This window comes from Idiomarina fontislapidosi, assembly GCF_003226255.1.
GTDB classification, from domain to species: Bacteria; Pseudomonadota; Gammaproteobacteria; order Enterobacterales; family Alteromonadaceae; genus Idiomarina; species Idiomarina fontislapidosi.
Genome location: NZ_QJST01000010.1, coordinates 1 through 25,388, shown reverse-complemented (window position 1 = coordinate 25,388; position 25,388 = coordinate 1). Strand labels below are relative to the sequence as shown.

Genomic DNA, 25,388 nt, shown 5'->3' with positions numbered 1-25,388 from the left:
TTATGCGATCTTCACTGATCATTCAAGAGGCTTATTGCGCTTGTTTTATCGTTCATTGCGTTTCAGAATAGCGGCATGACACAGAGTCCGCACTATATTGAAGTCGCTTTACCGCTGCCATTGCGGCGCGTCTTTACCTATCAGTATACCTTGGCCAAGCCAGCTGTGCTTGGGGCTCGCGTGCGAGTGCCGTTTGGTCAGCGTCAGCTGATAGGCATCATTACAGAGACCCGTGCAACAGACCCTCAGGGCTTTGAGGCTAAACCCATTGTGGCTCAACTCGATGATGATGCGGTGTGGCAGCCGGAGCTGTGGCAACTATTGAGCTGGTCGGCAGACTATTATCAGCACAGTCAAGGTGATGTGTTTGCGAATGCCTTACCTGTGTTATTACGTCAAGGTAAGCCCATCGGTTACGCACCTATTACGTATTTTGAGCTGACGTCAAATGCGCCTGATGTCGACGAGCATGCGCTTAAGCGGGCGCCTAAGCAAAAGCAATTAATTGAGCTATTGCAACAAGGACGGTTAAGTGCAACTCAGGTCAAGCAAGCACAAATCAGCACGACCGTTGTGACGGCCGCCTGCGACAAGGGTTGGGTGGTCAGCGTTGAAGAAACGCCGATGCTTGATGCGCAACAACATTGGACCATGGCGCTCAGTGAGGACCCCTTAGCTGTCAATCAAGAGCAAGCGGTAGCGCTGAGCGCGATAAAGCAAATTGATGGCCATGCATGCTGTTTATTGGAAGGAGTCACGGGCAGCGGTAAAACCGAAGTGTACTTGCAAGCAATTGAAGAGGTGCTCACAGCGGGACGCCAAGTACTGGTGTTGGTGCCTGAGATTGGCTTGACCATGCAGACCATTAAGCGATTTAAGCAACGCTTTGATGTGCCTGTTGAGGTGTTGCATTCTAACTTGAACGATACCGAGCGTTTGCATGCTTGGTTAAACAGCCGCTCAAATCGCGCTGCGATCGTTATTGGCACTCGCTCTGCGATTTTTACGCCTTTTGCAAACTTAGGCATGATAGTGGTTGATGAGGAGCATGATCTCTCTTACAAACAGCAGGACGGCTTTAGATATCATGCTCGAGACATTGCCATTAAGCGTGCTCAACTACTTGATATACCTATCATTTTAGGTAGTGCGACCCCCGCGCTTGAGACCCTAAGTAACGCTGTTAATCATCGATACCATTGGTTGCAGTTAACACAACGTGCGGGTGTCGCCGAACAGGTTGAGCATGAGCTAATCGACTTAAAAGGCTTACCGATGCAAGCCGGCTTGTCAGAGCCTTTGCTGACACAAATCGAAGCCGAGCTGAATAAACATAATCAAGTGCTGTTGTTTCTTAACCGACGCGGCTTTGCTCCGGCGCTGATGTGCCATGAGTGTGGTTGGATTGCCCAATGTAAACGGTGTGATGCTTATTATACGTTACACCAAGCGCAGCGCCGACTGCATTGTCACCACTGTGACAGCCAACGCCCGGTTCCCAAGCAATGTGAGCAATGCGGCTCAACCCATCTTATTTCGCACGGCGTGGGCACTGAGCAACTCGAAGACTTCTTAAATGAACGGTTTCCCGAGCACAGTGTGTTACGTATCGACCGAGATTCAACTCGGCGTAAGGGCGAGCTTGATGCGCATTTAAAGTCTGCCTCGGAGCACAAGCACCATATATTGGTTGGCACCCAGATGCTGGCCAAGGGGCATCATTTTCCGAATGTGACCTTGGTTGCTCTGTTGGATGTCGATGGCGCGTTGTACAGTGCCGACTTTCGTGCGCCTGAGCGGTTAGCCCAGCTATTTACGCAGGTCTCAGGGCGTGCCGGACGTGCTCATAAGCGCGGCCGTGTTGTGCTACAAACGCATCATCCCGAGCATGATCTGGTGCAGGACTTACTCAACAACGGTTATCAACACTTTGCGCTAACGGCATTGGCAGAGCGCCAAGCTACATCACTCCCACCGTTTAAACATTGGGCGTTGGTAAGAGCCGAAAGTACCGACAAAGCGCAAGTGGTTGAAGCGCTAGAGCAAATGGCCGCATGTTTGCCCCAAGTTGACGGTGTGATGGGCGTAGGTCCTATTCCTGCACTCATGGAAAAACGAGCGGGTCGTTATCGTTATCAGTGGATACTGCAAACCAGTTCACGGAAACAGCGCTACCAAGTGACAAAGTATTTACTGAGTCAATGGGAAAACTTGAGTATTCTCAATCGCATACGATGGTCGCTAGACATTGATCCACAAGACTTCACATAAACGCGCAAAAACAGGTAAACTAACCCTCTTATTGTGAATCACTTTTCTTTCCCTTTTAACGTTAATACAGGTAGTCGTGTCGATGAAAGAACAACTCGAACAGTTAATTACTGATGCTGTGGGCCAATTAAAAGCTGACGGTATTCTTCCTACGGACCAAACCGTGAAGATTCAGTTGGACCGACCCCGAGATAAGTCGCACGGCGACTTTGCCTCTAATTTAGCGTTAATGTTGGCAAAGCCAGCAAAAATGAATCCTCGTCAACTCGCCGAAAAAGTGATTGCGGCGATACCAGCGAATACGTTGATCGCGAAAACGGACATCGCAGGGCCTGGATTTATTAACTTCACCATTGCTCAAGATCAGCTAAAAGGTCAGCTGACTGCGATGCTCAGCAGTGCGGATCTCGGTGTTCAAGCAGCTGATAATCCTAAGACGATCGTGATTGATTATTCGTCACCTAACTTAGCTAAAGAAATGCATGTCGGCCATTTACGTTCAGCGATTATTGGTGATGCCGTATCGCGTACTGCCGAAATGTTGGGTCATACTGTTATTCGTCAGAATCACGTGGGTGATTGGGGCACACAGTTCGGTATGTTGCTTGCGCACATGGAAGAGCTGGATAGCGAAGCGGCTAACTATGAGCTTAGTAATTTAGAAACTTTTTATAAAGCTGCCAAAAAGCGCTTCGACGAGAGCGAAGATTTTGCTGAGCGGGCACGTGAACTAGTCGTCAAGCTCCAGTCAGGTGATGACTATTGCTTGAAGCTGTGGAATCAATTTATTGATGTGTCGCTGACGCACTGTCAGGAAGTGTATGATCGTTTGGGTGTGAAGTTAACCCGTGATGATGTGATGGCCGAAAGTGCTTATAACGACCGTCTGCCCGGTGTTATCGAACATCTTAAAGAGCAAGGGCTGTTAGTAGAAGACCAAGGCGCGCAATGCGTATTTTTAGACGAGTTTAAAGGTAAAGAAGGCGAACCCCTTCCGATTATTGTGCAGAAAAAGGGTGGTGGTTATTTGTATGCGACCACTGACCTTGCTGCAATCCAATATCGTCAAAAAGAGCTGGGTGGCGACTATCTGATGTATTTTGTCGATGCACGTCAGTCATTGCACTTTGAGCAAATTTTTACCTTAGCGCGTAAGGCAAAGTTCATTGAAGGCGATATAGAAACACAACACTACGGCTTCGGCACTGTGATGGGCAAGGATGGACGCCCTTATAAGAGCCGTGATGGTGGCGTGACCAAACTGGCCGATCTGTTGGATGAAGCAGAACGCCGAGCGCTTGAATTATTGCAGCAGAAAAACTCTGATTTGACGGCTGAACAGCAAGAAGCGGTCGCTAAAGTGGTCGGTATCAGTTCTGTTAAATATGCTGACTTATCAAAAAACAGAACCTCAGACTATATTTTTGACTGGGACCTGATGCTCACATTCGAGGGCAATACTGCACCTTATCTACTTTATGCGTTTACTCGCGTGAATAGTATTTTTGACAAGTTAGGCGAGCGTTCATTTGATATGGACGCTGACTGGCTGTTAGAAGATGAGCGTGAGCTTGCGCTAGCCAATCAACTGGTTCGGTTTGAGGAAGTGGTTAACCGCGTATTTGATAAAGCAATGCCACACTTCTTATGTGGTTACTTATTTGAGCTTGCAGGTTACTTCTCAAGCTTCTACGAGGCATGCCCGATCCTTAATCAAGAGGATGAAGCGGTACGTAACAGCCGACTCAAGCTGGCGCGTTTAACCGCGAACACGCTCGAAAAAGGTCTATCCTTGCTTGGTATTCCAACGCTAGAAAAGATGTAAGTTATGGATTACGCGAACCGTAAACCAAAACCTAAAAAGAAGTCAGGTAAGTCGACGTCTCAACGCGGGAAGTCGACTCGTGGCGCGGCGCCTAAGCAGACTAAACAGGTCCCATGGGTGGCTGTGGTTATTGTAATTGCGCTGATCGCTGCGTTCGTATACGGCTTAATTACGATTAAAGGTGATGGTGATAATTCAGCGCTCGCGGAGCAGGAGAATGCGCAAGCAGTTGATGACCTACCTGTTAAACCACAAGAAAAGTGGCAATACATCGAAGAACTCGAAAGCAAACAAGTTGAGGTCGATGTACCCGAACGTGAGCTTGGTCCACCTAAGCTAATGCAGTGTGGTTCGTTTAGAAAGCAATCGGATGCCGAACGCCTGCGCGCCGAAATAGCGATGGCAGGTCTAGAGAGCCAAGTGCGTGGTACCGAGGGCAAGAACGGCCTGTGGTACCGTGTGATTTTAGGACCTTACGAAACCAAACGTGCCGCCGAACGTGACCGCCATAAATTGCAACGAGCGAAGATATACGGTTGTGCAATTTGGAACTGGAACCTCGATTAAAACGTCATAAAACTGCAAAGGCATCGTCAGATGCCTTGAAATCTCATTACTAAACCCTCAAATAGCTAATAATCGTGTTGCATCACTCGATGCAACTCACCGCATTAGCTAGAGAGGGTTTTGTTTTGACCACGATAGTATCCGTAAGACGCGGCGATAAAGTCGCGATTGGTGGCGATGGCCAAGTATCACTCGGCAACACCGTCATGAAAGGTAACGCGAAGAAAGTACGCCGCTTGTATCATGACCAAGTTCTCGCCGGTTTTGCGGGCGGAACCGCCGACGCATTTACATTATTTGAGCGTTTCGAATCAAAACTGGAACAACACCAGGGTAATTTGATGCGCGCAGCCGTTGAACTCGCTAAAGACTGGCGCACCGACCGTGCACTTCGTCGATTAGAGGCGCTGCTTGCAGTGGCGGATAAAGAAACGTCATTAATTATCACCGGTAATGGTGATGTTGTGCAGCCAGAAAATGATCTTATCGCGATAGGCTCGGGCGGACCTTATGCCCAAGCTGCCGCAACGGCGATGCTGGAAAATACCGAGTTATCGGCGCGCGACATTGTAGAAAAAGCGCTCACTATTGCGGGCAACATTTGTGTTTACACAAATGGCCATCAAACCATCGAAGAGCAGCAATCCATCGCTGCTTCAAAAAGTAAGTAGGGGATAAACGATGTCAGATATGACCCCAAGAGAAATAGTTGATGAGTTGAACCGACATATTATCGGTCAAGATAAGGCTAAACGCGCGGTGGCTGTTGCACTTCGTAACCGCTGGCGTCGAATGCAGCTTGGTGATGATTTGCGTAATGAAGTTACGCCTAAGAATATTCTAATGATCGGTCCAACCGGTGTCGGTAAAACCGAGATCGCGCGCCGCCTGGCTAAACTTGCGCGTGCGCCCTTTATCAAAGTGGAAGCGACGAAGTTTACCGAAGTCGGTTATGTCGGTAAGGAAATCGAGTCGATCATTAAAGATTTAACCGATGTCGCAGTGAAGCAAAAGCGCGAAGATATGATGCAGAAAGTGCGTTATCGCGCTGAAGAAGCCGCAGAAGATCGTATTCTTGATGTGCTACTGCCACCTGCGCGCACGTCTGGCGGATGGGGCGCTGAAGAGGATAAAGGTCATGATGATCAGCGTCACTCGCGCCAAGTCTTCCGTAAAAAACTGCGTGAAGGCAGTTTAGACGACAAAGAGATCGAAATTGATTTGGCGATGCCGCAGATGGGCGTCGAAATTATGGCACCTCCGGGCATGGAGGAAATGACGTCGCAGCTACAGAACATGTTCCAAAACATGGGCAACGACAAGACCAAAAAACGCAAAATGAAGATTAAAGATGCGTTTAAGCAATTAATCGATGAAGAAGCAGCGAAGTTACTTAACCCTGATGAGGTTAAAGAAGCTGCGATTGAATCGGTTGAGCAAAACGGTATCGTCTTCTTGGATGAAATCGACAAGATTTGTAAGCGCGGAGATACCAGTGGTCCCGACGTTTCACGCGAAGGTGTGCAACGTGACTTGCTGCCGTTAGTCGAGGGCACTACGGTGAATACCAAGCATGGCATGATTCGCACGGATCATATTCTGTTTATCGCTTCGGGTGCGTTCCAAATGAGTAAGCCTTCGGATCTGATTCCAGAACTGCAAGGCCGTTTACCGATTCGCGTGGAATTGGATGCGCTGACAAGTGGTGATTTCGTGCGTATTCTTACAGAGCCTAATGCGTCATTGACGACTCAGTATAAAGCCCTGTTAAACACTGAGAGTGTTGAAATCGGCTTTACCGAAGATGGCATTCAGCGGATTGCAGAAATTGCTTTCCATGTGAATGAAACGACCGAAAACATTGGTGCTCGTCGTTTACATACGGTACTTGAGCGTTTGATGGAAGAAATCTCTTTTAACGCTACCGACCACAGCGGTGATAGCATCAGTATTGATGCGCAATACGTCGACAAACATATCGGCGAGCTCTCTCAAGATGAGGATCTCAGCCGCTTCATTCTGTAAGCGACTCGGATTTACGCCGTTGCCAACGAAGATGGCAACGGCTCTCTTCCCAACTTCAATTCGTTTTCGATTAGCTGCTCGGCGAGCTCGAGTTTTATCGGCGGTGAGTAGAAATAACCTTGCATCATATCGCAGCCGAGTTGCTGCAATATGTCTTGCTGATCTTGAGTCTCGATCCCCTCAGCGATGACACGTTTACCTAAACCATGTGCGAGGCGAATCATTGCTTTTAAAATCGTGGCATCGGTTCGGTTGACCTGCAACTCACTCACAAAGCTACGATCTATTTTAATTTTATTAATAGGCAACGAGCGCAGGTAAGCCAATGAACTGTGACCTGTACCAAAGTCATCAATTGCCACTTTGAAACCGATATCGCGTAGCTGTCGGATGACTTCCATGCCGTTGCTTAAATCTGACATAGCCACTGTTTCGGTAATTTCTAGCTCGAGGAAACTGGCATCCAATTGATGACGCGTCATGAGCTCGGTAAGGTGCTCGACGAGTTTTGATTGCTGAAATTGCTGAGCTGACAGGTTTACTGCGATTGGCCATACATGCTTGAAACGTGTCTGCCATTCTTTGAGGATCTCTGCAGCACGTTCAAGTACCCAATTGTCCAATAGTTCAGTGAGGCCGAGTTGCTCAATGTGCGGGATAAACTCGGCTGGAGAGAGTAATCCTCGTTCGGGATGCTGCCAACGGATCAATGCCTCAAAGCCACATAATTGCTGATAGTCGAAATCAAACTGAGGTTGCAAGTAAAGTACGAACTCGTTGTGTTTGAACGCCTTACGTAAAATAGGCTCCATATCAATGAGCTGCGAGAACGCATCATCCATGCCACGTTCGTAGAAAGTGATGTTTGACGCATTCTGGTGCTTAGCCTCAGTCAGTGCGAGCGTTGCCTTGTTGAGTAAAACCTCAGCATTGACCCCGTGTTGGGGGTATCGAGAGATGCCCACGCCAACCGAAAGCGATATTTGACGTTGATTGACTTCAATTGGCCGGGTGACTTCTTGTTGAAGCTCTTTAGCCAGGTCGAGTATATGGCGACGGCTTTTCAGGTGATCGAACAGGACAGCGAATACATCACCGCTGATGCGTGCCACCGCGATAGGTTTGTGTCTAAAGTGTTGTAAACGGCGCGCTATTTCTTTCAATACTTGGTCACCGCCTCGAATACCCAGTCGCTCATTGATCGACTTAAACCGCGAAACGCCAAAGAGCATAACCGAGAGATGTTGGTTGTTAGAGCGACAGTAGTCGACTAAAACTGGAACTTTACTCACCAATTGCTGGCGATTGGCAACACCAGTTAAGGCGTCGTGGGTGTGCAAATATTCTGCTCGCTGCACGGCATAAAATGAGGTCGAACGTTCGGAATCAAGTAACCAGATCACAATACCGACCATAATGATGGTTAGAAACACGATGGTAAATAAACCTTGTGCGCTGATAATCCAGTCTAAATAGATAGTTGTCGTGAACAGCAAAATGGCGGAGAGAATGAGGTTCTTGATAGCCAGAAAAAGAAATGCGAATGCCACGATTTTAGGGCCAAAACCGGGTGGGATACGCAGGAACATAAATAGACTAATACCTAAGAACAGCAACGCAGGCACGACAAAACGGGGTAACTCAGATTCGAAAACGGTCAGCTGACCTGCTCGGTTAGTGTACATCCACAACACCGTTAGTAATGACGCTATGGCAGTTAATGTGAGCAATACCCGGCGAGTTAACTTGCTTGGGTCTCGATCTTTTGTTGCATTAAATGCGCCTAACCCTATGTAGGTGAGTGCTGTGTAATGTAAAAAAATAGAGCTTGTGTAAAGGGATTGCGATGCCCAGTCGGGGAGTGTCAAACCGATGAGCGCGCTCGATGTTAAAACCGCTCGAATAAACTCGCTCGCGCCATAGCTTAAGCATGCTATTGACCAGTCGCTGAGGTAGCCCTGTTGGTACGATTTAAAATAAAACCGCAACAAGCCTGCGAACCCTAACAACATCAGCGTCTGTATAACATGAGTTAATGTTTCGATCGCCAGCGAGGTGACCAAATCGAGATCAGGCATCAGAAATAGTAATAATTATTGTTATAATGGCATTAGATTACGCGTCATTGGTATGTTAATTCAAGTATAAGTATTCAAAGATTTTAACAAACCCACTATTGAGCGTTTTTAAAACGGTCAATTACCGTTATACTAACTGAATTCGCACTGTCTAACGCAGGACACAGTCATGGAATACAATACCTCAGAACTTTGTGATTTATACCCAGATATGGTCGATGTTGTCGAACCTATGTTTGAGTCGTACGGGGGACGTTCATCGTTCGGTGGTCAGTTGGTCATCGTTAAATGTCATGAAGACAAAGGATTGATTGAGGAAACGCTGAATCAAGACGGTGGTGGAAAAGTCTTACTAATTGATGGCGGTGGTTCGGTTCGCCGTGCATTGATTGACTTAGCAATTGCTGAGCAAGCACTTGATAACGACTGGGAAGGGATTATTTGTTACGGTTCTGTACGAGACGTCGATGCCCTTGAAGAACTCGATATCGGTATTTTGGGCGTTGCTTCAATTCCGGTGGGAGCGCCAAGTGAGGGTATCGGTGAGATCGATATTCCGGTCAATTTTGGTGGGGTGACCTTCTTGCCGGAGGACCATATTTATGTCGATAGCACCGGTGTTATCTTGTCGCCAGAGCCACTTGATATCGAATAATGCAAACACCTGAGTTTTTGAATACTGACGATTTAAGTCGTTATGTTAAGTTACGTCCACATGAGACCAAAGTGGGGCAGGCCATTAGTGGACTCGCCTCTGGGTCGTATTCAGAAGCATTAAATAAAGCTTGGGAACAGGGTCAACGCGTGGCACTGGTTGGCGTTCCCGAGAGTATCGGTGTCAAAGGGAACTTAGGCCGCCCAGGCGCTGAAGGTGGTTGGCAGGCATTTTTAAACAGTTTTGCTAACTTGCAGCATACTGGTCTTCTTTCTACTCATGAGCTGTTGCTGGTTGGCGCTGTTAACTGCGATGATCTAATGAGTCAAGCCGAGCCGCTTGATGTCGCCAATGAACACGATTTACAAACGATTCGGCAGCTTGTTCGTCGCGTTGATGCGCGTGTACGAGAAGTGGTCGAACCGCTCTTTCAACGTGGGTTTGAGGTCATTCTTATCGGGGGCGGGCATAACAACGCGTATCCGTTATTGATGAGTTTATCAAACGCAACGGGACAAGCCTGCGGCGCAATTAACTTAGATCCTCATGCCGATTTTCGAGCGCGCGAAGGCCGTCATAGTGGCAACGGGTTCAGTTATGCCTATGTCGATGGCGCGTTGTCGCACTATCATGTTGTGGGTTTACATCAAGCCAAAAACTCAGGTTCAAGTTTGCGTCAAATGGCCGATGCAGGCATGCGCTACCATGCTATTCACAGTATTATCGGACGCCCGTTTGCTGAGGTTATGGATGAAGTCGCGGCGAAGTCAGTCAGTTGGCAACGACCACTGGGTATCGAAGTCGATGTGGATTGCTTAACAGGTGTGCCGGCCAGTGCTGTAAATTACAGTGGGTTAAGCCTCGATCAGGGATTCAGCTATGTTAAACGGCTTGCTGAACTCGAAGACGCCGCTTACTTACACCTCGCGGAAGCGGCACCCTCATTGTGTCCAACAGGCTTTGACGACGGCCTAAAGCAGACAGGACAGGTTTTAACTGAGCTCGTTATTGCCTATATGCTGGGACGTGAACGACGCCGTCGTACCACCGCTTAATCAGTGGGTTAACGCCAAACTGATACGTTAACTCAGCGGCATCCTGAATGTCCCAAAGTGCGAGATCAGCATACATACCGGCTTTGAGTTCGCCTATCTGATTGCTCATTCCGAGAGCTTTAGCTGCATTGACTGTGACACCGCGTAAGCACTCCTCGGGTGTTAATCTAAACAAAGTCGCGGCCATTTGGAGCATCAGTTGCAAATTGTGAATCGGCGATGAGCCTGGGTTGGCATCGGTTGCGATGGCCATGGGCACACAGTGGGCCCGTAAGCGCTCAATCGGCGGTACTTGGTCATCGCGAAGAAAATAAAACGCCCCCGGTAATAGCACTGCCACCGTACCTGAAGCGGCCATCGCTTTAACGCCCTCTTCGTCGAGTTGCTCTAAATGATCGGCTGACAAGGCTTTAAACTGGGCAGCGAGGCGAGCACCTTGTTGATTGGTAATTTGCTCGGCGTGTAGTTTGACGGGTAAGCCCAATGACTGAGCTGCTTCAAACACACGTTGTGTTTGTGCGGGCGAAAAGCCAATGGATTCACAGAATGCATCAACAGCATCGACGAGCCCTTCGTTTGCAAGCGTGGGCAGGATGTTCTCAACGATCTCATCAATATAGCCATCCGCGTTATCTTTGTACTCGGGTGGAATGGCGTGAGCAGCAAGCAACGTGGTTTTAACCCGAACGGGGAGTTGCTCACCCACTGCGCGAGCGACCTGTAACTGCTTACGTTCGGTAGTTAAGTCTAACCCGTAGCCTGATTTTATTTCTAATGTTGTTACACCTTGCGCAATCAGAGCTTTTGCGCGTTTCAGTGCAAGTGTAAGTAGCTCGTCATAACTGGCCTCTCGGGTCGCTCGAACCGTTGCGGCGATGCCGCCGCCAGCCTCTGCAATTTCTGCGTAGGTTGCGCCATGGAGCCGTTGAGCAAACTCATTTGCACGCGAACCCGCCCAAACCAGGTGGGTATGGCAATCAATGAGTCCTGGCGTCAGCAGACCACCTCGACCGTCGATGACCTCTGCCATCGGGGTAGTCGGGGCATCAAACGCAGGCCCTGCCCACTCAATATGTCTGCCATTAATGATCACCACGGCATCTTCGATGAGTCCATAGTCAGACTGTTCGGCTGCTAGCGTAACTAATTGAATATTCTCGATTCGTTGCATCATATGTGGCTCTTACGATTGTGTTCGGCAAGCGGATAGTCAATAGATTAGCAAATACAGGTTGTATAGACAAATAATCTGATCTAAACTTTTTTGCATGTTCAACGCATATGCGCTAGGTGTCCCATGGCCAAGTTTTCGAATATTAAACAGTTCATTTACGACAAAATCGAGACCGGCGAATGGCCGGAAAATCACCCCGTAAGCTCTGAAAATGCTCTTGCTGAACAGTTTTCGGTGAGTCGTATGACAGCGCGTCGCGCTTTGCAGGAATTAGCCGATGAAGGCTTGGTTATTCGTACGCAAGGTGCGGGCACTTTTGTGGCACCTATTAAATCGCAAACATCTTTTATGGCGATAAAAAATATCGCTGATGAAGTGCGTGAGCGGGGTCATGAGTACCGTGCCAAGGTGCATCACCTGCGTGTTCAGGATGCATCGAGTCAAGTAGCTGAAGCGCTGCAAATTGAACCAGGTAGCGAAGTATTACACTCAACCATCACGCATTTAGAAAACGACCTGCCAGTCCAACTCGAAGAGCGTTATGTGAACCCCAGGTTGGTACCTGATTACTTAAAACAGGACTACACCAAAGTGACACCGCATGAATATTTGTGCGTGGTGACACCGCTGACCGAGGCAAGTCATCAAATCGAAGCGATTCATCCGATTTCTTCTGTGTGCCAATTACTACAAATCAGTCGTGACGAGCCTTGTTTACGCATCATTCGCCGGACATGGAGTTCGGGGGGAGTGGTCAGCTATGCGATTCTGACGCACCCAGGCTCACGATTCAAACTAGGCGGGCACATGAACTTTGAAGCGCCTAAATCAGATTAGAAAGGAGTTAACCATGTCATTCACCCGTTTGGATAAGTCGCGAGTGATTCGCGCTGATCGTGGCGCAGAACTTACTTGCGCAAATTGGCAAATTGAAGCCGCTAAACGCATGTTAATGAACAACCTTGATGAAGAGGTCGCTGAGCATCCACAGGCGCTTGTCGTTTATGGTGGCATTGGGCGTGCAGCCCGCAGTTGGGAATGCTTCGATAAGATTGTCGAAACCCTCGAACGATTAAAGCCGAATGAATCGCTGCTCGTGCAGTCGGGTAAGCCTGTAGGGGTATTTCCCACGCATGAAAACGCACCGCGTGTTCTTATCGCCAATTCTAATTTAGTTCCCGAGTGGGCGAATTGGGAACATTTTAACGAGCTCGATAAAAAGGGCTTGATGATGTATGGCCAAATGACCGCTGGCTCATGGATTTACATTGGTTCGCAAGGGATTGTTCAAGGAACCTATGAAACCTTTGGTGCGGTTGCGCGTAAGCACTTTGATGGCAATGCGGCAGGGAAATGGATCTTAACTGGCGGGCTTGGCGGCATGGGTGGAGCTCAGCCGCTAGCGGCAACGATGGCTGGCTTCTGTATGCTGGCTGTTGAATGTGATGAGAGTCGTATCGACTTTAGATTACGCACGGGTTATGTCGACCATAAAGCAACACATTTGGACGAGGCATTGGCATTGATGAATGATGCCATGGCCGAAGGCCGAGCGATCTCGGTGGGCTTGTTGGGTAACGCCGCCGATGTCTATGAAGAGCTCAAACAGCGTGATGTCACCCCAGACGTGGTGACAGACCAAACCTCCGCCCATGATCCATTGCATGGCTATTTGCCACAGGGCTGGACATTAGCGCAGTATCAAGCAGAACAGGACAAGGACCCAAAAGCAACGGTATTGGCAGCAAAACGCTCAATGGCGGTGCAAGTGAAAGCTATGCTGCATTTTCAGCAGCAAGGTGCAGCAGTGCTTGATTACGGAAATAATATTCGCCAAATGGCGCAAGACGAAGGCGTTGCCAATGCGTTCGATTTTCCAGGTTTTGTGCCAGCTTATATTCGTCCATTGTTCTGCGAGGGTATTGGCCCATTCCGTTGGGTCGCGCTGTCAGGTGACCCAGAGGATATTTATAAAACCGACGCCAAAGTTAAAGAGCTGATTCCAGACAACCCACACCTCCACAATTGGTTGGATATGGCGAAAGAACGGATTAGCTTCCAAGGACTCCCTTCGCGTATTTGCTGGATTGGTTTAAAAGATCGTGCGCGTATCGCTAAGGCGTTCAATGACATGGTCCGTAATGGTGAACTGAAAGCGCCTATCGTGATTGGACGTGACCACTTAGATAGCGGCTCGGTGGCAAGCCCGAACCGCGAGACCGAGAGCATGGCAGATGGCTCTGATGCAGTATCTGATTGGCCACTGCTGAACGCCCTGTTAAACACCGCCGGCGGTGCAACATGGGTGAGCTTACATCACGGAGGTGGTGTGGGTATGGGCTACTCACAACATGCGGGTGTAGTGATCGTCGCTGATGGTACCGATGAAGCGGAGCAGCGGTTAGGTCGAGTGCTATGGAACGACCCCGGTACGGGTGTGATGCGTCATGCAGACGCAGGCTACGATATTGCTAAACGTTGTGCGCAAGAACAAGGGCTAGACTTGCCCATGCTCGAGAAATAGGGAGTCATCATGAGCCAGTTTCCACTGAATCCAGGTCAGCTTACAGTCGCTGATCTCCGTGCTTGGTATTTTCAACCACAGCAACTTGAGTTAGCGGAATCCGCTATCGAGGACATTGAACGTTCCGCAGCAACGGTACAAAAGGTATTAGATAAAGGGCGAGTTGTTTACGGTATCAATACCGGCTTTGGCTTATTAGCGAACACGCGCATCCCACCGGAGAAACTGACCGACCTACAGCGTCGTATTGTGCTCTCTCATTCTGTCGGAACGGGTGAGTTGATGGACGATGAAGTGGTCCGTTTGATGCTGTTACTGAAGATTAATTCGCTGGCGCGCGGGTTTTCAGGTATTCGTTTAAAAGTCATTAATGCTTTAACTGCACTGCTTAACAATGAGGTTTACCCTTGCATCCCAAGCAAAGGCTCGGTAGGCGCTTCGGGTGATCTCGCGCCGTTGGCACATATGGTATTGCCGCTGTTGGGCGAAGGTGAAGTGCGAGTGAATGGCGAACGGATGACCGCCAAAGAGGGACTCGCTAAAGCCGGTTTGGAGCCGTTTGAACTGGCGCCTAAAGAAGGTCTCGCGTTATTAAACGGTACACAGGCATCAACGGCATTGGCATTGGCTGGGTTGTTTAAAGTTGAACGGGTTTTTCATAGTTCAATTCTTGTGGGCGCGTTATCGGTCGAGGCGGCGATGGGATCGCGTGCGCCGTTTGATGCCCGTATTCACGAGGTGAGAGGTCAGATCGGTCAGCAACAAGTGGCGGCTGCTTTCCGAGATATTCTGACGGAGAGTTCTGAAATCGCCAAAGACCACGAACATTGTGAAAAGGTTCAGGACCCCTATTCGTTGCGCTGTCAGCCTCAGGTCATGGGGGCTGTGTACGATCAACTTAAACATGCAGCAACGATACTCGAGCGCGAAGCGAATGGTGTGACCGATAATCCACTGGTATTTAGTGAGCAAGAAGATATTATTTCGGGTGGAAACTTCCATGCGGAACCGGTTGCGATGGTCGCTGATATCATTTCAATTGCTGCAAGCGAAATAGGTGCGATGTCAGAGCGCCGAGGTGCATTGTTGATCGATAAGCACTTAAGTAACTTGCCTGCGTTCTTGGTAGAAGAAGGCGGCGTTAACTCGGGTTTTATGATGGTACAAGTCACAGCGGCAGCGCTTGCTTCAGAGAACAAAACCTTGGCGCATCCTGCTTCAATTGATAGTTTGCCAACATCAGCCAATCAGGAAGATCATGTGTCCATGGCAACCTTTGCCGCTCGTAAGATCAGCGATATTGCAGATAACATTGCTGATATTGTCGCGATTGAGTGGTTAGAGGCCGCACAAGGGTTAAACTTTAGACGACCACTCAAAGCCAGCGCAAAACTCGAGGAAGTGTTTGCCATTTTACGTGAACACGTCGACTACTACGCCGAAGATCGCTATTTTGCCCCAGACATTAAGGCGGCAAGTGATCTCATTAAGGCCGGTCGTCTAGGTACAACCTTAGCCGATATCACTCCCGCCTAGTCGCGTTTAGCAAGCACAACAAAACGGCCCGTGAATTCGGCGACGGGTCGTTCTTCATCCATAATCTGTGCTTTCATCATGAGACGCGCGTTTTTACCCTCTTTTAGTGCAGAAAAGTCACCTGTGACATCGCTTAAATAGGCGACTGCACGCGGCTCTCGTGTCACTGGCTTATGGTAATGAATATTGCCATCACCGAGTACAACAGAGCCCTCAAGTTCACGTTCAAGCAGCTGAAGGTGCAAGAGTCCCCAACAGGTGAGCGTTCCTAATGAATAGATACTGCCCGCAAACATAGTGCCGTGCACGTTGATATTGCGTGATAATTGGGCGCGGGTTTCAAACATGCGACCTGTGTACTGATGGATCTTGATCCCCATGGCGTCAGAGATAGGAATCTCTTTAGCCCACGTATTTTGCAGTTCTTCACACCACTCGGGGCGATAGATAATACGGTTTTGTTCGCTGAATGACTTTTTAAGCTGATGCTCGGCCATGGGGTTTTTGACCGTATCGGCCTCTTCAACCACTTGGTAGCCACACTTTTTGTAAAAGCCGATGGTGGTATCTCGCGAGTTAATAATCACGTGAGTCGCGCTCTCAGCACGTGCAGCACTCTCGAGTGCAAAAATGATAGCGACCCCATGCCCCTCACCACGGTACTCTGGTGCGGTTGCCATAAATCGTATTTGTGCCTCTTCGGGACTATTAAAATGCAAACGTCCAACAGCGACAGGCTCACCGGCTTCATTGACCACCATACGATGCAAACCCACCTGATCGTATTCATCTTGTTCTGAACCCAGCGGGCGCTGAAAGGGTTCCCTCAGCACGCGCCAACGCAGGTGAAAATACTTTTCGAACTCGGCTTCTGTACTGGGGGTAATGACTTTATACATGTTAATCTACTCGAAGTTCAAAAGTAACAGGGCCGTCATTAACCAAACTGACTTGCATATCAGCACCAAACTCGCCTGTTTCAACGGCCACGCCCTGCGCTTTTATGTGATCGCAAAATACCTGATACAGGTGTTGTGCATCAGATGGGTGGGCGGCGCTCGAAAAGCTTGGCCGGCGTCCTTTGCGGGTGTCCGCTGCCAGCGTAAATTGTGATACCACCAAGGTCGCGTAGCCTTTATCCATTAGACTTTGGTTCATCTTGCCTTCGTCATCGGAGAATACGCGATAATGAATAATACGGTCTGCGAGACGTTTAGCTTTTTGCTCGTTATCACCCTGCTCTACACCCAATAATATGAGTAAACCCGCGTCTATTTTACCGACAGTGGTCTGCTCTACATCCACTTGAGCACGGCTTACGCGTTGAATTAAACCTATCATGCTAGCGACTCTCACCCGTAAAAAATGTATATGGTTGTCGATTCTGGTGCACAGATCAATCCGAGCGTGTGCGTTTTTTATGGATTAAGCGGTACTCTTCTAAACTCACGGTCATCTCCGCGCCCGCCAGCACAATCAGCCATGACAGGTAAATCCAAACAATTAGAATAGGCACCGTAGCAAGAGCCCCATATATCGCTTGGTACGTTGGAAAATGCGTAATGTAGAGCGAAAATATTTGTTTGCTTACTTCAAACAAGATGGCCGAAAACGCCGCGCCAAAAGCCGCATAACGAAATTTTACGGGACGGTTGGGCACCAATTGGTACAACAACACAAATGCGACGAAACTGGTCACAATAGGCACGATTGAGAGCATAAAGCTACGAATACCCGAGACGTAATCCTCGGCAAACTGTGACAACGAAACCAAATAAGATGTTGCAGCGAGGCCTGTGCCAATCAGCACGGGTCCCAGTGTTAATATCATCCAATAAATGGCAAATGAAACCGTCCAGCGACGACTACTCGTGTCACGCCAAATATTATTTAACGCCGAATCTATCGCCGAAATCAACGCCACTGCGACGAAAAACAAGAAAGCGATACCCACTGCCGTCATCTGTGATGCATTGCCAACAAACTGGTCAATGTATTCTTTCAGTTGTTCGCCCGAGGTGGGTAATAAATTGGCAAACAAAGCGCTTTCGATATTGTTTTTTAAATCATCAAATACAGGGAATGCAGAAAACACGGTGAACGTCACCACTAACAGTGGCACCAGAGACAATAGGCTGACATAGGTTAAGTGTCCCGCGGTCACGTTAATCGCATCGGACTGACTGCGAAGCGCGACGTGTCGAGAAAATTTAAAGCCATGTTTTAGCCAAAGTTTCCAGTTCATGTTGGTCAAAATCACTTGTCTCTGCGTAAGTTGAATTAGTCTTATATTGATGGAGAAAGCACAGGATGGCAATTGTAGTCTTTGGTGCCGGCGGCGGTCTCGGACTTTCATTAACGAAAGCGCTGAAGCAAAAGTTCAATGACAGCACATTGATTGCTGTCTCGCGTCACCCCATTACTGAACGTGTTGCAGGCGTTCATTACACCACCATCGAGGATTATACCTCAACTCATTTGCATGCCTGGGTGAATGAGTTCAGCGAGCGCGGAGAGGTGCTTGAAGGTGTCGTGTCGACCATCGGTATGCTGCACGACGATGACACGTTTCCAGAAAAGCAGCTCGACGATTTAAATGAAGCTAACTTGAGTAAGCTCTTTAGCGTCAATGCTGTCATGCCTTTAATGATTCTCAAAGCGTGTAAGTCGTTATTGGATAAGAAGCAGAGTCGTTTCTTTGTGCAGTTATCGGCGAAGGTCGGCAGTATCGAGGATAACTACTTAGGCGGTTGGTACAGCTATCGTGGCAGTAAAGCGGCGTTAAATATGTTGTTAAAAACGGCGGCGATTGAATTGAAGCGCTCGCACAAGTCTTTTGTAGTGGCAGCGATTCATCCTGGCACTACAGACACGCAACTCTCTAAGCCGTTTCAGAAGCGAGTGCCTGACGATAAGCTTTATTCACCAGCGCTATCAGCTGAGCGCATTGTAAAGGTAATTGAAGGACTGAAACCTGAGGATTCCGGAGGTTTGTTTCACTGGAATGGAGAACGATTACCCTATTAAACTTGTGTTTCGCCTGCAACCAATGCATTAATATAAGATGTTACGGGGGGATTTCATTTATCTCGATAGGGGGTTTTTATGCGTTACATTTTAGCTGTTTTAATTCCACCACTGGCGGTATTAACCACCGGGCGGATCTTCCAATTGTTGTTTAACGTGATACTCACAGCGTTAGGTATCGTGTTGTTTGTTTTTTCATTCGGCGCCTTGGGTTTGGTCTATATCCTAGCGATCATTCACGCGATTTTGGTCGTACGTAGTTACAATCAAGATAAACGTGATGAACGATTGGTTCGCGCTGTAAGGGGAGACTAATGAGAAAAATTGGATTAAGCATTATGACATTGCTGTTCTTAGTAGGTTGCCAAAGCGCCTACTATGGCGCGATGGAGAAGTTAGGTATCGAGAAGCGTGACATTCTGGTTGATCGTGTCGACGATGCCAAGGATGCGCAAAGCGATGCTCAAGAAGAGTTTAAATCAGCGTTGGAGCGCCTCGATGCGTTACTTCAGTTTGATGGTGGTGAGCTTGAAGAGCGCTACAATGCGTTGAGTGATGATTACGAGGCAAGTAAATCGGCAGCTGAGCGCGTGAACGAGCGTATCGCCGAGGTGGATGACGTCGCGCAGGACTTATTCGACGAATGGAGCGAAGAGCTCGAGTTATATAGTAACGATGCGATGCGCAGAGAAAGCGAGCGTCGTTTGCGTGAGACTGAGCGTCATTACAGCGAGTTGATTCGCGTGATGGAACGTGCGGCAGGTAAGATGGATCCGGTATTGCAGAAAATGCAGGACAACGTGCTGTATCTTAAACATAACTTAAATGCGCGTGCCATTGATGCCATCCGCGGCGAATTTAATCGCCTGCAGACGGATATTTCAGATCTAATTAAGGATATGGAATCAGCGATTGCTGAATCTAACCGCTTTATCGAAAGTATGAACAGTGGTGCTTAATCCATTATCACAGGAGTTTTCATGAGTATTTTGTTTATTGGCGGTAGTCGTCGTAAAGAGTCACTGAATACAAAATTAAAGCATCGCTTGGTGCAAGTCGCAGAAAAACACACGTTTGATTTCGAACTGCTTGATGCAGATGCACTTGATGCACCTATCTACCATGGGGATCATGAGCAGGCTGAGGGTGTGCCCAAGGCGATGCAACAATTGGCAAAGGCGGTGGCCGCAGCGGATAAAGTGGTGCTTGTAAGCCCCGAATATAATGCATCGGTGTCACCCTTGATTAAAAATGCCATCGACTGGACCTCGCGTGTTGATGGGCAAGTGTGGAAAGGCAAAAAAGTGTTGTTAGCCGCTGCATCGCCGGGTGGTTTAGGTGGTATTCGTGGATTGAGTCATTTGCGTGACATTTTAGGCAATGTACAAGCATGGACAGCACCGTTGTTTGCATGCTGCCCGAATGCCAATGATGAAACCATTGCTGCAATGGATGAGGACTTTCTCACTAACTTTCTTAGTCAAGGTGACTGAGTTTTAAGCGCTAAGGCCTTTAACGTAGATATCTATGGCTGCTTCTCCGTACTCTACTAACGGGAAGTAGCCATCATCCATCAGCCAGTTGTAAATTAACCCATCCACGAGTCCAAATAGGCCAATAACCGCGATCCGTGGACTTACCTTAGGCGGGAGCTGGCCATCACGAATGGCTTTTTCAAATAACGCCTCGACATCGCAAATACAGTCATTACGACCACTCAAATGACGTAGCTTGATTGGGTTAACCTCATCAATATATTCGCACTTATGCATGAGGATATTCGCCAGTGCTTGCACGCGTGGGTCAGTGGCCACACGGTTTAAGAACTCATTGGTACGCTCTTGGATTTCAACAAGGGCATCGAACTCAGGTTGTTGTGCAATCTGCTCGCGCATTTCATCAATGGGCAAACGCACACGCTCCATCAACGACTCAATCAACGCCATTTTATTGCTAAAATGGTGGTAAATAGCGCCACGTGTGACGCCCGCTGCCTCGGCGACTTGCGCCATCGACGTATGGGTGACACCGCGCTCGCTGAATACGCGCTCAGCTGCATCAAGCAACTGTGACCGCGTCGCAAGCGCGTCTTCTTTTGTACGCCTAACCAAATTACACCTCACAGAATTGAAATACCGCTTAATTATAGCGATTTTCTTCTTATCATGCATTATTGTATGTATATTTTATAAACACTGATCGATTTGACAACTGACCAATTTCGATAGACTCTGAAAGGGCATTTGGAGCAGAACAAGTCTAGTCACGGCGATGGTACGTATGAACGTATGTATACATTAATGGACAAGCAAGGAGACAGTGCATGAAAAATGAAGTCGATTTTCGTCTAATTTTGGATGCTTACGAGAAAATTCACGAGCATGGCGAAGCAAAACAAGGTAAGCACGTCCTTGATGGTATTACTGCTTATACTGATCACGATGGATATACCGTATTTTTAGAAGGGCATGGTGTAAAACTGACGTTGGAGTTCCATAATAAGTATCGTTTGGATTATGACAACGGTAAGCAGTTTGACCAGTTTATTCGTGCCCTTAAGAATATCAGCGAGGGTTATGAAACCCCGGGGTTAGAACGAGGATGACAAATAAGTCTTACACGGTGCTCGAAGAGGTTGCGCATGCGTTAACCCATGGCATTGGTGCCGTTTTAAGTATCGTGGGCCTGGTAGCGATGCTGATGTGGTCAGTCGCTTATGGTGATACGTGGCATGTTGTGTCGGCGAGTATCTATGGTGCGAGTCTTATATTGCTTTACACCGCATCGACGCTGTATCACGCATTTCCATGGCCACGCATAAAAGCAATCTTTCAGCAGCTCGATCACGCAGCCATTTTTGTGCTTATCGCGGGCACCTACACACCTTTTGCACTGATTAATTTACGCGGCCCATGGGGCTGGACATTGCTCGGTGTAGCGTGGGGTATTGCACTGATTGGCGTGGTACTTGAGCTGGGCGTGAAAAAGCCACCTAAATGGCTGTCATTGAGTTTATACCTGGGCATGGGCTGGATGGCGTTGATTGCCATCAAACCGATGCTGGATAATGTCGATACGGGTGGTTTGTTATTGCTGCTAGCCGGTGGTTTAGCCTATACCTTAGGCGTTGTGTTTTATGTGCGTAAGCAGATGCCCTATCACCATGCGATTTGGCACTTGTTTGTATTAGCGGGCAGTATTCTACACTTCTTCTCAATTTTTTATTATGTGTTGCCGCAACCCGAGTTAGTCGCAGCGCAGTAACTACATCCCAACATAAAAAAACCCGCCGATTGGCGGGTTTTTTATTGTGCTATTGCGACGCTTAGCTCTTAGGCTCGCGGCTTGCACGTTTACGCTCGTTTTCAGTGAGCGCACGCTTACGAATACGGATAGATACCGGCGTTACCTCAACCAATTCGTCATCGTTGATAAACTCAAGCGCTTGCTCAAGTGTATAACGGATCGGTGGGCTCAAGGTTTGTGCATCGTCAGTACCTGAAGCACGTACGTTGGTTAACTGCTTACCTTTCAAACAGTTAACAGTCAGGTCGTTAGAACGGTTATGAATACCGATGATTTGACCTTCGTACACTTCGTCACCGTGCGATGCAAACAATTTACCACGCTCTTGCAAGTTAAATAGTGCGTAGGTCAGTGCTTTGCCCTGTGCGTTAGAGATCAATACGCCATTGACACGTTGACCGATAGTACCGCCTTTATGCGGACCATAGTGGTCAAATGTGTGGTACATCAAACCCGTACCTGAAGTCAGGGTCATGAACTCGGTTTGGAAACCAATCAAGCCACGGCTAGGTACTTCAAAGTCGATACGCACACGGCCTTTACCATCTGGATTCATGTCAGTCATCTCAGCTTTACGTAAGCCAAGCTTCTCCATGACAGCGCCTTGGTGTTGATCTTCGATATCAACCGTCAGTGTTTCGTACGGTTCCATCTTCTGACCATCTTCATGCTTGATGATAACTTCTGGACGCGATACTGCGAGCTCGAAGCCTTCACGACGCATGTTCTCGATCAAAACGCCTAAGTGCAATTCACCACGGCCTGATACGCGAAACTTATCTGGGTTATCGGTTTCTTCAACGCGTAGTGCAACGTTGTGAACCAGTTCTTGTTGTAAACGCTCAAGGATCTGGCGAGAGGTTACGAACTTACCTTCTTTACCTGCGAACGGTGACGTGTTGACTTGGAAAGTCATGGTCACTGTTGGCTCGTCAACCGTCAATGGCTTAAGCGGGTTCGGTTTACCCACAGCGCATACTGTGTCAGAGATTTTTAATTCACCTAAACCCGTAATCGCACAGATATCACCTGCGTGCGCAGCTTGCGCATCGATACGGTCTAAACCAAGGTAGTTAAATACCTGGCCAACTTTACCATTGCGTGTTTCGCCGTCGGCACCCACGATAGTCACTTGTTGGTTAACCTTAACGCTACCTTGAGTAACACGGCCGATACCGATAACACCTAAGTAGCTTGAGTAGTCCAACTGAGAAATCTGCATTTGCAGATCGCCTTCAGGATCCGCATCTGGATGACTGACTTGGTCAACGATAGTTTCGAACAATGGCGTCATATCGCCGCCCGATTGTTCTGCGTCCAAACTTGCCCAACCGTTCAATGCTGATGCATAGATAACAGGGAAGTCCAACTGCTCATCGGTCGCGCCAAGGTTGTCGAACAAATCAAACACTTGATCCATAACCCAGTCAGGACGTGCGCCTGGACGGTCAATTTTATTAATAACGACGATTGGATTAAGTCCGTGAGCAAACGCTTTTTGAGTTACAAAGCGAGTTTGCGGCATTGGACCATCAACAGCATCTACCAGTAGCAATACTGAGTCAGCCATTGACATAACACGCTCAACCTCACCACCAAAGTCGGCGTGGCCAGGAGTATCTAGAATGTTGATGCGGTAGTCTTGCCAGTTGATCGCTGTGTTTTTAGCGAGGATGGTAATACCACGTTCTTTTTCTAGATCGTTTGAGTCCATGATGCGCTCTTCGAGCTCACCGCGGCTTGCTAACGTGCCAGATTGTTGAAGCAGCTTGTCGACCAAAGTGGTTTTACCATGGTCAACGTGCGCAATAATCGCGATATTGCGAAGTTTATTAATATCAAATGCCTGAGTTGTCATTAAGAACAGCCTATTGATGTCGGAAAGTGAACAACGTTGTCTAAACCGACAAGGGGTTGATGAAAATAGCCGCGTATTCTACCTGTTTGCTAGACATATAAAAAGGGGCTGTTGAATTTTTCATCAGAATGACATGAATAATCGGTATTTTATGATTATTTGCACCAAAATAGTCCACAATGATCCAAATTGGTGCTCAAGCCTATGCTCAACAAAGTGCAAGTGTGAGCGAGAAATACGCCCTCAGCTCGAAAAATCCATCAACGAAGAAAACTCTAAAGAGATCCAGCGACAGACCGGTTGTCTATAAAGACAGCGCCACTCGTACTTATGAATGAGCTCTTTGTCTATGTTGAACAAGGCCGTTCAACGTCAGGACCTACCGCCTCTGCCATTAAAAATAACGAAGCGTAGCCTTCATCGCCTCATCGTGGGCTTCCATTCGCCGTCTCTGACAGTTCCACGTCTAGGGGGATGGTGGATTGATCAAGGTGGGTATATAGACCCCGGGCGTGGTATTACCCATGGAGGAGGATCAGGCTGTGGCGGTGGCTGAAATTGCAGGTCTATTAGCTGGATTTGGAGTTTCTGTTACAGTTTTTGGTCCAGTTGTTGGTATTGTTGCTTCAGTTGCGACCGCTTATGCAGTTGAGCGGGGCGTGAATTATACACTCAACGCCGCATGCAATTTTTACGATGTAGTCGTATATGACTCGTCTCGATTCGATGTTCATGATGATTTTCTTTGTAAAGTCCGAGTAGTGAGAATGCAAAGGTGCCGTTTAGCACGATAATTTTAGGTTAAAAGGTGGTAGAAAAATTGAATCAGGTTTCATTGATAAAGAAGTGGTATAACCCTCAAACTGTTGTGCTAGTTATGGTGTCATTAATTAGTTTAATTGCCTACCTAACGCTAGAGACAACGACTAAAGACTTGCTATTTAAGTCTTTAGTCTTGATAGTTTTTGGTCCAATTGCTATCGCCTTAGCTGTTGGTATTATTTTTTCTACGAGAACTTATCCATCACAGATAACTTTCGATTTTGAAAAAGAACGCATTTTTCTTGGTGGGGATTTGACTATTAGTTTTGATGAGCTAGAGATAGGGCTAGTGAACTCAAAGTTTGGTTTTATAGGGATGGAACTAGTCTTGATTAGCGGTCAGGAATATGTTTATCGAAATTTTTTCACATGTGATATCGATGAAACTGAGTTCGCGTCATTGCTCAAAAATATTCCTTCGATAAAATATACTTATGAGAATAAAGTTTAAAGGTGAGATGTAAAGATTAAACTCATATCGGTAATATTATGGTTGTCTTTTGACGCTAGTAGCATTATGGCGGCGATAAAGCCGGAGGTACCACCTAGCACGTTAAAGAAAATGTTAAAGAGAGTGTTCAATATTCTGTGTCAGCCAAGTTTTCATAAATCTATGTGGCCATCCAGTCGACCTTCAAAGTGGATGGTTAGCTGAGACAGTGTCA

25 protein-coding genes are annotated in these 25,388 nt (G+C 47.8%); 18 read left to right on the top strand and 7 right to left on the bottom strand.

All coding sequences use genetic code 11. From position 1 onward, the window contains the following. The first annotated feature begins 75 nt into the window (after positions 1–75). The 5 genes from priA to hslU all read left to right on the top strand — a co-directional run bounded on the left by priA (position 76) and on the right by hslU (position 6,688). Entirely contained in the window at positions 76–2,271 is a 2,196-nt protein-coding gene (priA, locus tag DFP83_RS10360; RefSeq protein WP_110575435.1) for a primosomal protein N', read from the top strand. A gap of 82 nt (positions 2,272–2,353) precedes the next feature. Continuing rightward, positions 2,354–4,096, top strand: coding sequence for an arginine--tRNA ligase (gene argS / locus DFP83_RS10355; protein ID WP_110575433.1), 1,743 nt, complete (start codon positions 2,354–2,356; stop codon positions 4,094–4,096). Between the two features lie 3 nt (positions 4,097–4,099). Further along, positions 4,100–4,663, top strand: coding sequence for an SPOR domain-containing protein (locus tag DFP83_RS10350; RefSeq protein ID WP_110575431.1), 564 nt, complete (start codon positions 4,100–4,102; stop codon positions 4,661–4,663). A gap of 125 nt (positions 4,664–4,788) precedes the next feature. Continuing rightward, entirely contained in the window at positions 4,789–5,334 is a 546-nt protein-coding gene (hslV, locus tag DFP83_RS10345) for an ATP-dependent protease subunit HslV (RefSeq protein ID WP_110575560.1), read from the top strand. Positions 5,335–5,344: 10 nt separating this feature from the next. Beyond that, the gene (hslU, locus tag DFP83_RS10340) at positions 5,345–6,688 is read left to right on the top strand and encodes an ATP-dependent protease ATPase subunit HslU (protein WP_110575429.1); all 1,344 of its coding nucleotides are present in this window, start codon (positions 5,345–5,347) and stop codon (positions 6,686–6,688) included. Between the two features lie 11 nt (positions 6,689–6,699). Here hslU and DFP83_RS10335 read toward each other — a convergent pair whose 3' ends face one another. Further along, positions 6,700–8,766, bottom strand: a complete 2,067-nt coding sequence (locus tag DFP83_RS10335) for a putative bifunctional diguanylate cyclase/phosphodiesterase (RefSeq protein ID WP_110575427.1) — start codon at positions 8,764–8,766, stop codon at positions 6,700–6,702. Positions 8,767–8,935: 169 nt separating this feature from the next. On the opposite strand from DFP83_RS10335, the gene rraA reads away from it, so the two are divergent. After that, positions 8,936–9,421: a ribonuclease E activity regulator RraA gene (gene rraA, locus DFP83_RS10330; RefSeq protein WP_110575425.1), complete on the top strand. Its 486-nt coding sequence runs from the start codon at positions 8,936–8,938 to the stop codon at positions 9,419–9,421. After that, positions 9,421–10,476: a formimidoylglutamase gene (locus DFP83_RS10325; RefSeq protein ID WP_110575423.1), complete on the top strand. Its 1,056-nt coding sequence runs from the start codon at positions 9,421–9,423 to the stop codon at positions 10,474–10,476. Before rraA ends, DFP83_RS10325 begins: the two co-directional genes overlap by 1 nt. Here DFP83_RS10325 and hutI read toward each other — a convergent pair. Continuing rightward, entirely contained in the window at positions 10,427–11,647 is a 1,221-nt protein-coding gene (gene hutI, locus DFP83_RS10320; protein ID WP_110575558.1) for an imidazolonepropionase, read from the bottom strand. The genes DFP83_RS10325 and hutI overlap by 50 nt on opposite strands. 126 nt (positions 11,648–11,773) lie before the next feature. Here hutI and hutC point away from each other — a divergent pair, with 126 nt between their 5' ends. From hutC to hutH, 3 genes are read left to right on the top strand one after another with little or no spacing between them, the layout of a single operon-like run. Further along, positions 11,774–12,487, top strand: coding sequence for a histidine utilization transcriptional repressor HutC (gene hutC / locus DFP83_RS10315; RefSeq protein ID WP_110575421.1), 714 nt, complete (start codon positions 11,774–11,776; stop codon positions 12,485–12,487). 13 nt (positions 12,488–12,500) lie between these two features. Then, positions 12,501–14,174: a urocanate hydratase gene (hutU, locus tag DFP83_RS10310; protein ID WP_110575419.1), complete on the top strand. Its 1,674-nt coding sequence runs from the start codon at positions 12,501–12,503 to the stop codon at positions 14,172–14,174. Positions 14,175–14,183: 9 nt separating this feature from the next. Continuing rightward, complete coding sequence (hutH, locus tag DFP83_RS10305) at positions 14,184–15,710, top strand: histidine ammonia-lyase (protein WP_110575417.1); 1,527 nt, start codon at positions 14,184–14,186, stop codon at positions 15,708–15,710. On the opposite strand, the gene DFP83_RS10300 is transcribed toward hutH, so the two are convergent. From DFP83_RS10300 to DFP83_RS10290, 3 genes are read right to left on the bottom strand one after another with little or no spacing between them, the layout of a single operon-like run. After that, a complete protein-coding gene (locus DFP83_RS10300) occupies positions 15,707–16,609 on the bottom strand; it encodes a bifunctional GNAT family N-acetyltransferase/hotdog fold thioesterase (RefSeq protein ID WP_110575415.1) in 903 nt (300 codons plus the stop codon). The genes hutH and DFP83_RS10300 overlap by 4 nt on opposite strands. Position 16,610: 1 nt before the next feature. Beyond that, the gene (dtd, locus tag DFP83_RS10295) at positions 16,611–17,051 is read right to left on the bottom strand and encodes a D-aminoacyl-tRNA deacylase (RefSeq protein ID WP_110575413.1); all 441 of its coding nucleotides are present in this window, start codon (positions 17,049–17,051) and stop codon (positions 16,611–16,613) included. A 55-nt stretch (positions 17,052–17,106) separates the two neighbouring features. Further along, positions 17,107–17,955, bottom strand: coding sequence for a virulence factor BrkB family protein (locus tag DFP83_RS10290; protein WP_110575556.1), 849 nt, complete (start codon positions 17,953–17,955; stop codon positions 17,107–17,109). 65 nt (positions 17,956–18,020) lie between these two features. Between DFP83_RS10290 and DFP83_RS10285 the strand changes: the two genes are divergently transcribed. The 4 genes from DFP83_RS10285 to DFP83_RS10270 all read left to right on the top strand — a co-directional run bounded on the left by DFP83_RS10285 (position 18,021) and on the right by DFP83_RS10270 (position 20,230). Continuing rightward, entirely contained in the window at positions 18,021–18,737 is a 717-nt protein-coding gene (locus DFP83_RS10285) for an SDR family NAD(P)-dependent oxidoreductase (protein WP_110575411.1), read from the top strand. A gap of 78 nt (positions 18,738–18,815) precedes the next feature. Beyond that, positions 18,816–19,052 (top strand): YqaE/Pmp3 family membrane protein, encoded by a 237-nt coding sequence (locus DFP83_RS10280; RefSeq protein WP_110575410.1) that lies wholly within the window; start codon positions 18,816–18,818, stop codon positions 19,050–19,052. Further along, entirely contained in the window at positions 19,052–19,696 is a 645-nt protein-coding gene (locus DFP83_RS10275; RefSeq protein WP_110575408.1) for a DUF2959 domain-containing protein, read from the top strand. The genes DFP83_RS10280 and DFP83_RS10275 overlap by 1 nt, the downstream gene beginning before the upstream one ends. A gap of 21 nt (positions 19,697–19,717) precedes the next feature. Continuing rightward, the gene (locus DFP83_RS10270; RefSeq protein WP_110575406.1) at positions 19,718–20,230 is read left to right on the top strand and encodes an NADPH-dependent FMN reductase; all 513 of its coding nucleotides are present in this window, start codon (positions 19,718–19,720) and stop codon (positions 20,228–20,230) included. A 3-nt stretch (positions 20,231–20,233) separates the two neighbouring features. On the opposite strand, the gene DFP83_RS10265 is transcribed toward DFP83_RS10270, so the two are convergent. Further along, complete coding sequence (locus DFP83_RS10265) at positions 20,234–20,848, bottom strand: TetR family transcriptional regulator (RefSeq protein WP_110575404.1); 615 nt, start codon at positions 20,846–20,848, stop codon at positions 20,234–20,236. Positions 20,849–21,060: 212 nt separating this feature from the next. On the opposite strand from DFP83_RS10265, the gene DFP83_RS10260 reads away from it, so the two are divergent. Together DFP83_RS10260 and trhA are read left to right on the top strand one after the other, a co-directional pair. Continuing rightward, on the top strand, positions 21,061–21,342 hold the full coding sequence (locus tag DFP83_RS10260; RefSeq protein WP_110575401.1) for a DUF3081 domain-containing protein: 282 nt from the start codon (positions 21,061–21,063) through the stop codon (positions 21,340–21,342). After that, positions 21,339–22,001: a PAQR family membrane homeostasis protein TrhA gene (gene trhA, locus DFP83_RS10255; protein ID WP_110575399.1), complete on the top strand. Its 663-nt coding sequence runs from the start codon at positions 21,339–21,341 to the stop codon at positions 21,999–22,001. The genes DFP83_RS10260 and trhA overlap by 4 nt, the downstream gene beginning before the upstream one ends. A gap of 61 nt (positions 22,002–22,062) precedes the next feature. On the opposite strand, the gene typA is transcribed toward trhA, so the two are convergent. Further along, positions 22,063–23,901, bottom strand: coding sequence for a translational GTPase TypA (gene typA, locus DFP83_RS10250; RefSeq protein ID WP_110575397.1), 1,839 nt, complete (start codon positions 23,899–23,901; stop codon positions 22,063–22,065). 524 nt (positions 23,902–24,425) lie between these two features. On the opposite strand from typA, the gene DFP83_RS10245 reads away from it, so the two are divergent. Beyond that, positions 24,426–24,695, top strand: a complete 270-nt coding sequence (locus tag DFP83_RS10245) for a hypothetical protein (RefSeq protein ID WP_110575395.1) — start codon at positions 24,426–24,428, stop codon at positions 24,693–24,695. Between the two features lie 14 nt (positions 24,696–24,709). Continuing rightward, the gene (locus DFP83_RS10240; RefSeq protein ID WP_110575393.1) at positions 24,710–25,174 is read left to right on the top strand and encodes a hypothetical protein; all 465 of its coding nucleotides are present in this window, start codon (positions 24,710–24,712) and stop codon (positions 25,172–25,174) included. Positions 25,175–25,388: the final 214 nt, after the last annotated feature.

What these genes read in the sequence shown, in the direction of transcription:
- priA (WP_110575435.1), top strand. Translation starts at nt 76, where the DNA reads ATGACACAGAGTCCGCACTATATTGAAGTCGCTTTACCGCTGCCATTG.
- argS (WP_110575433.1), top strand. Translation starts at nt 2,354, where the DNA reads ATGAAAGAACAACTCGAACAGTTAATTACTGATGCTGTGGGCCAATTA.
- DFP83_RS10350 (WP_110575431.1), top strand. Translation starts at nt 4,100, where the DNA reads ATGGATTACGCGAACCGTAAACCAAAACCTAAAAAGAAGTCAGGTAAG.
- hslU (WP_110575429.1), top strand. Translation starts at nt 5,345, where the DNA reads ATGTCAGATATGACCCCAAGAGAAATAGTTGATGAGTTGAACCGACAT.
- DFP83_RS10335 (WP_110575427.1), bottom strand. Translation starts at nt 8,766, where the DNA reads ATGCCTGATCTCGATTTGGTCACCTCGCTGGCGATCGAAACATTAACT.
- rraA (WP_110575425.1), top strand. Translation starts at nt 8,936, where the DNA reads ATGGAATACAATACCTCAGAACTTTGTGATTTATACCCAGATATGGTC.
- DFP83_RS10325 (WP_110575423.1), top strand. Translation starts at nt 9,421, where the DNA reads ATGCAAACACCTGAGTTTTTGAATACTGACGATTTAAGTCGTTATGTT.
- hutI (WP_110575558.1), bottom strand. Translation starts at nt 11,647, where the DNA reads ATGCAACGAATCGAGAATATTCAATTAGTTACGCTAGCAGCCGAACAG.
- hutC (WP_110575421.1), top strand. Translation starts at nt 11,774, where the DNA reads ATGGCCAAGTTTTCGAATATTAAACAGTTCATTTACGACAAAATCGAG.
- hutU (WP_110575419.1), top strand. Translation starts at nt 12,501, where the DNA reads ATGTCATTCACCCGTTTGGATAAGTCGCGAGTGATTCGCGCTGATCGT.
- hutH (WP_110575417.1), top strand. Translation starts at nt 14,184, where the DNA reads ATGAGCCAGTTTCCACTGAATCCAGGTCAGCTTACAGTCGCTGATCTC.
- DFP83_RS10300 (WP_110575415.1), bottom strand. Translation starts at nt 16,609, where the DNA reads ATGTATAAAGTCATTACCCCCAGTACAGAAGCCGAGTTCGAAAAGTAT.
- dtd (WP_110575413.1), bottom strand. Translation starts at nt 17,051, where the DNA reads ATGATAGGTTTAATTCAACGCGTAAGCCGTGCTCAAGTGGATGTAGAG.
- DFP83_RS10290 (WP_110575556.1), bottom strand. Translation starts at nt 17,955, where the DNA reads ATGAACTGGAAACTTTGGCTAAAACATGGCTTTAAATTTTCTCGACAC.
- DFP83_RS10285 (WP_110575411.1), top strand. Translation starts at nt 18,021, where the DNA reads ATGGCAATTGTAGTCTTTGGTGCCGGCGGCGGTCTCGGACTTTCATTA.
- DFP83_RS10280 (WP_110575410.1), top strand. Translation starts at nt 18,816, where the DNA reads ATGCGTTACATTTTAGCTGTTTTAATTCCACCACTGGCGGTATTAACC.
- DFP83_RS10275 (WP_110575408.1), top strand. Translation starts at nt 19,052, where the DNA reads ATGAGAAAAATTGGATTAAGCATTATGACATTGCTGTTCTTAGTAGGT.
- DFP83_RS10270 (WP_110575406.1), top strand. Translation starts at nt 19,718, where the DNA reads ATGAGTATTTTGTTTATTGGCGGTAGTCGTCGTAAAGAGTCACTGAAT.
- DFP83_RS10260 (WP_110575401.1), top strand. Translation starts at nt 21,061, where the DNA reads ATGAAAAATGAAGTCGATTTTCGTCTAATTTTGGATGCTTACGAGAAA.
- trhA (WP_110575399.1), top strand. Translation starts at nt 21,339, where the DNA reads ATGACAAATAAGTCTTACACGGTGCTCGAAGAGGTTGCGCATGCGTTA.
- typA (WP_110575397.1), bottom strand. Translation starts at nt 23,901, where the DNA reads ATGACAACTCAGGCATTTGATATTAATAAACTTCGCAATATCGCGATT.
- DFP83_RS10245 (WP_110575395.1), top strand. Translation starts at nt 24,426, where the DNA reads ATGGAGGAGGATCAGGCTGTGGCGGTGGCTGAAATTGCAGGTCTATTA.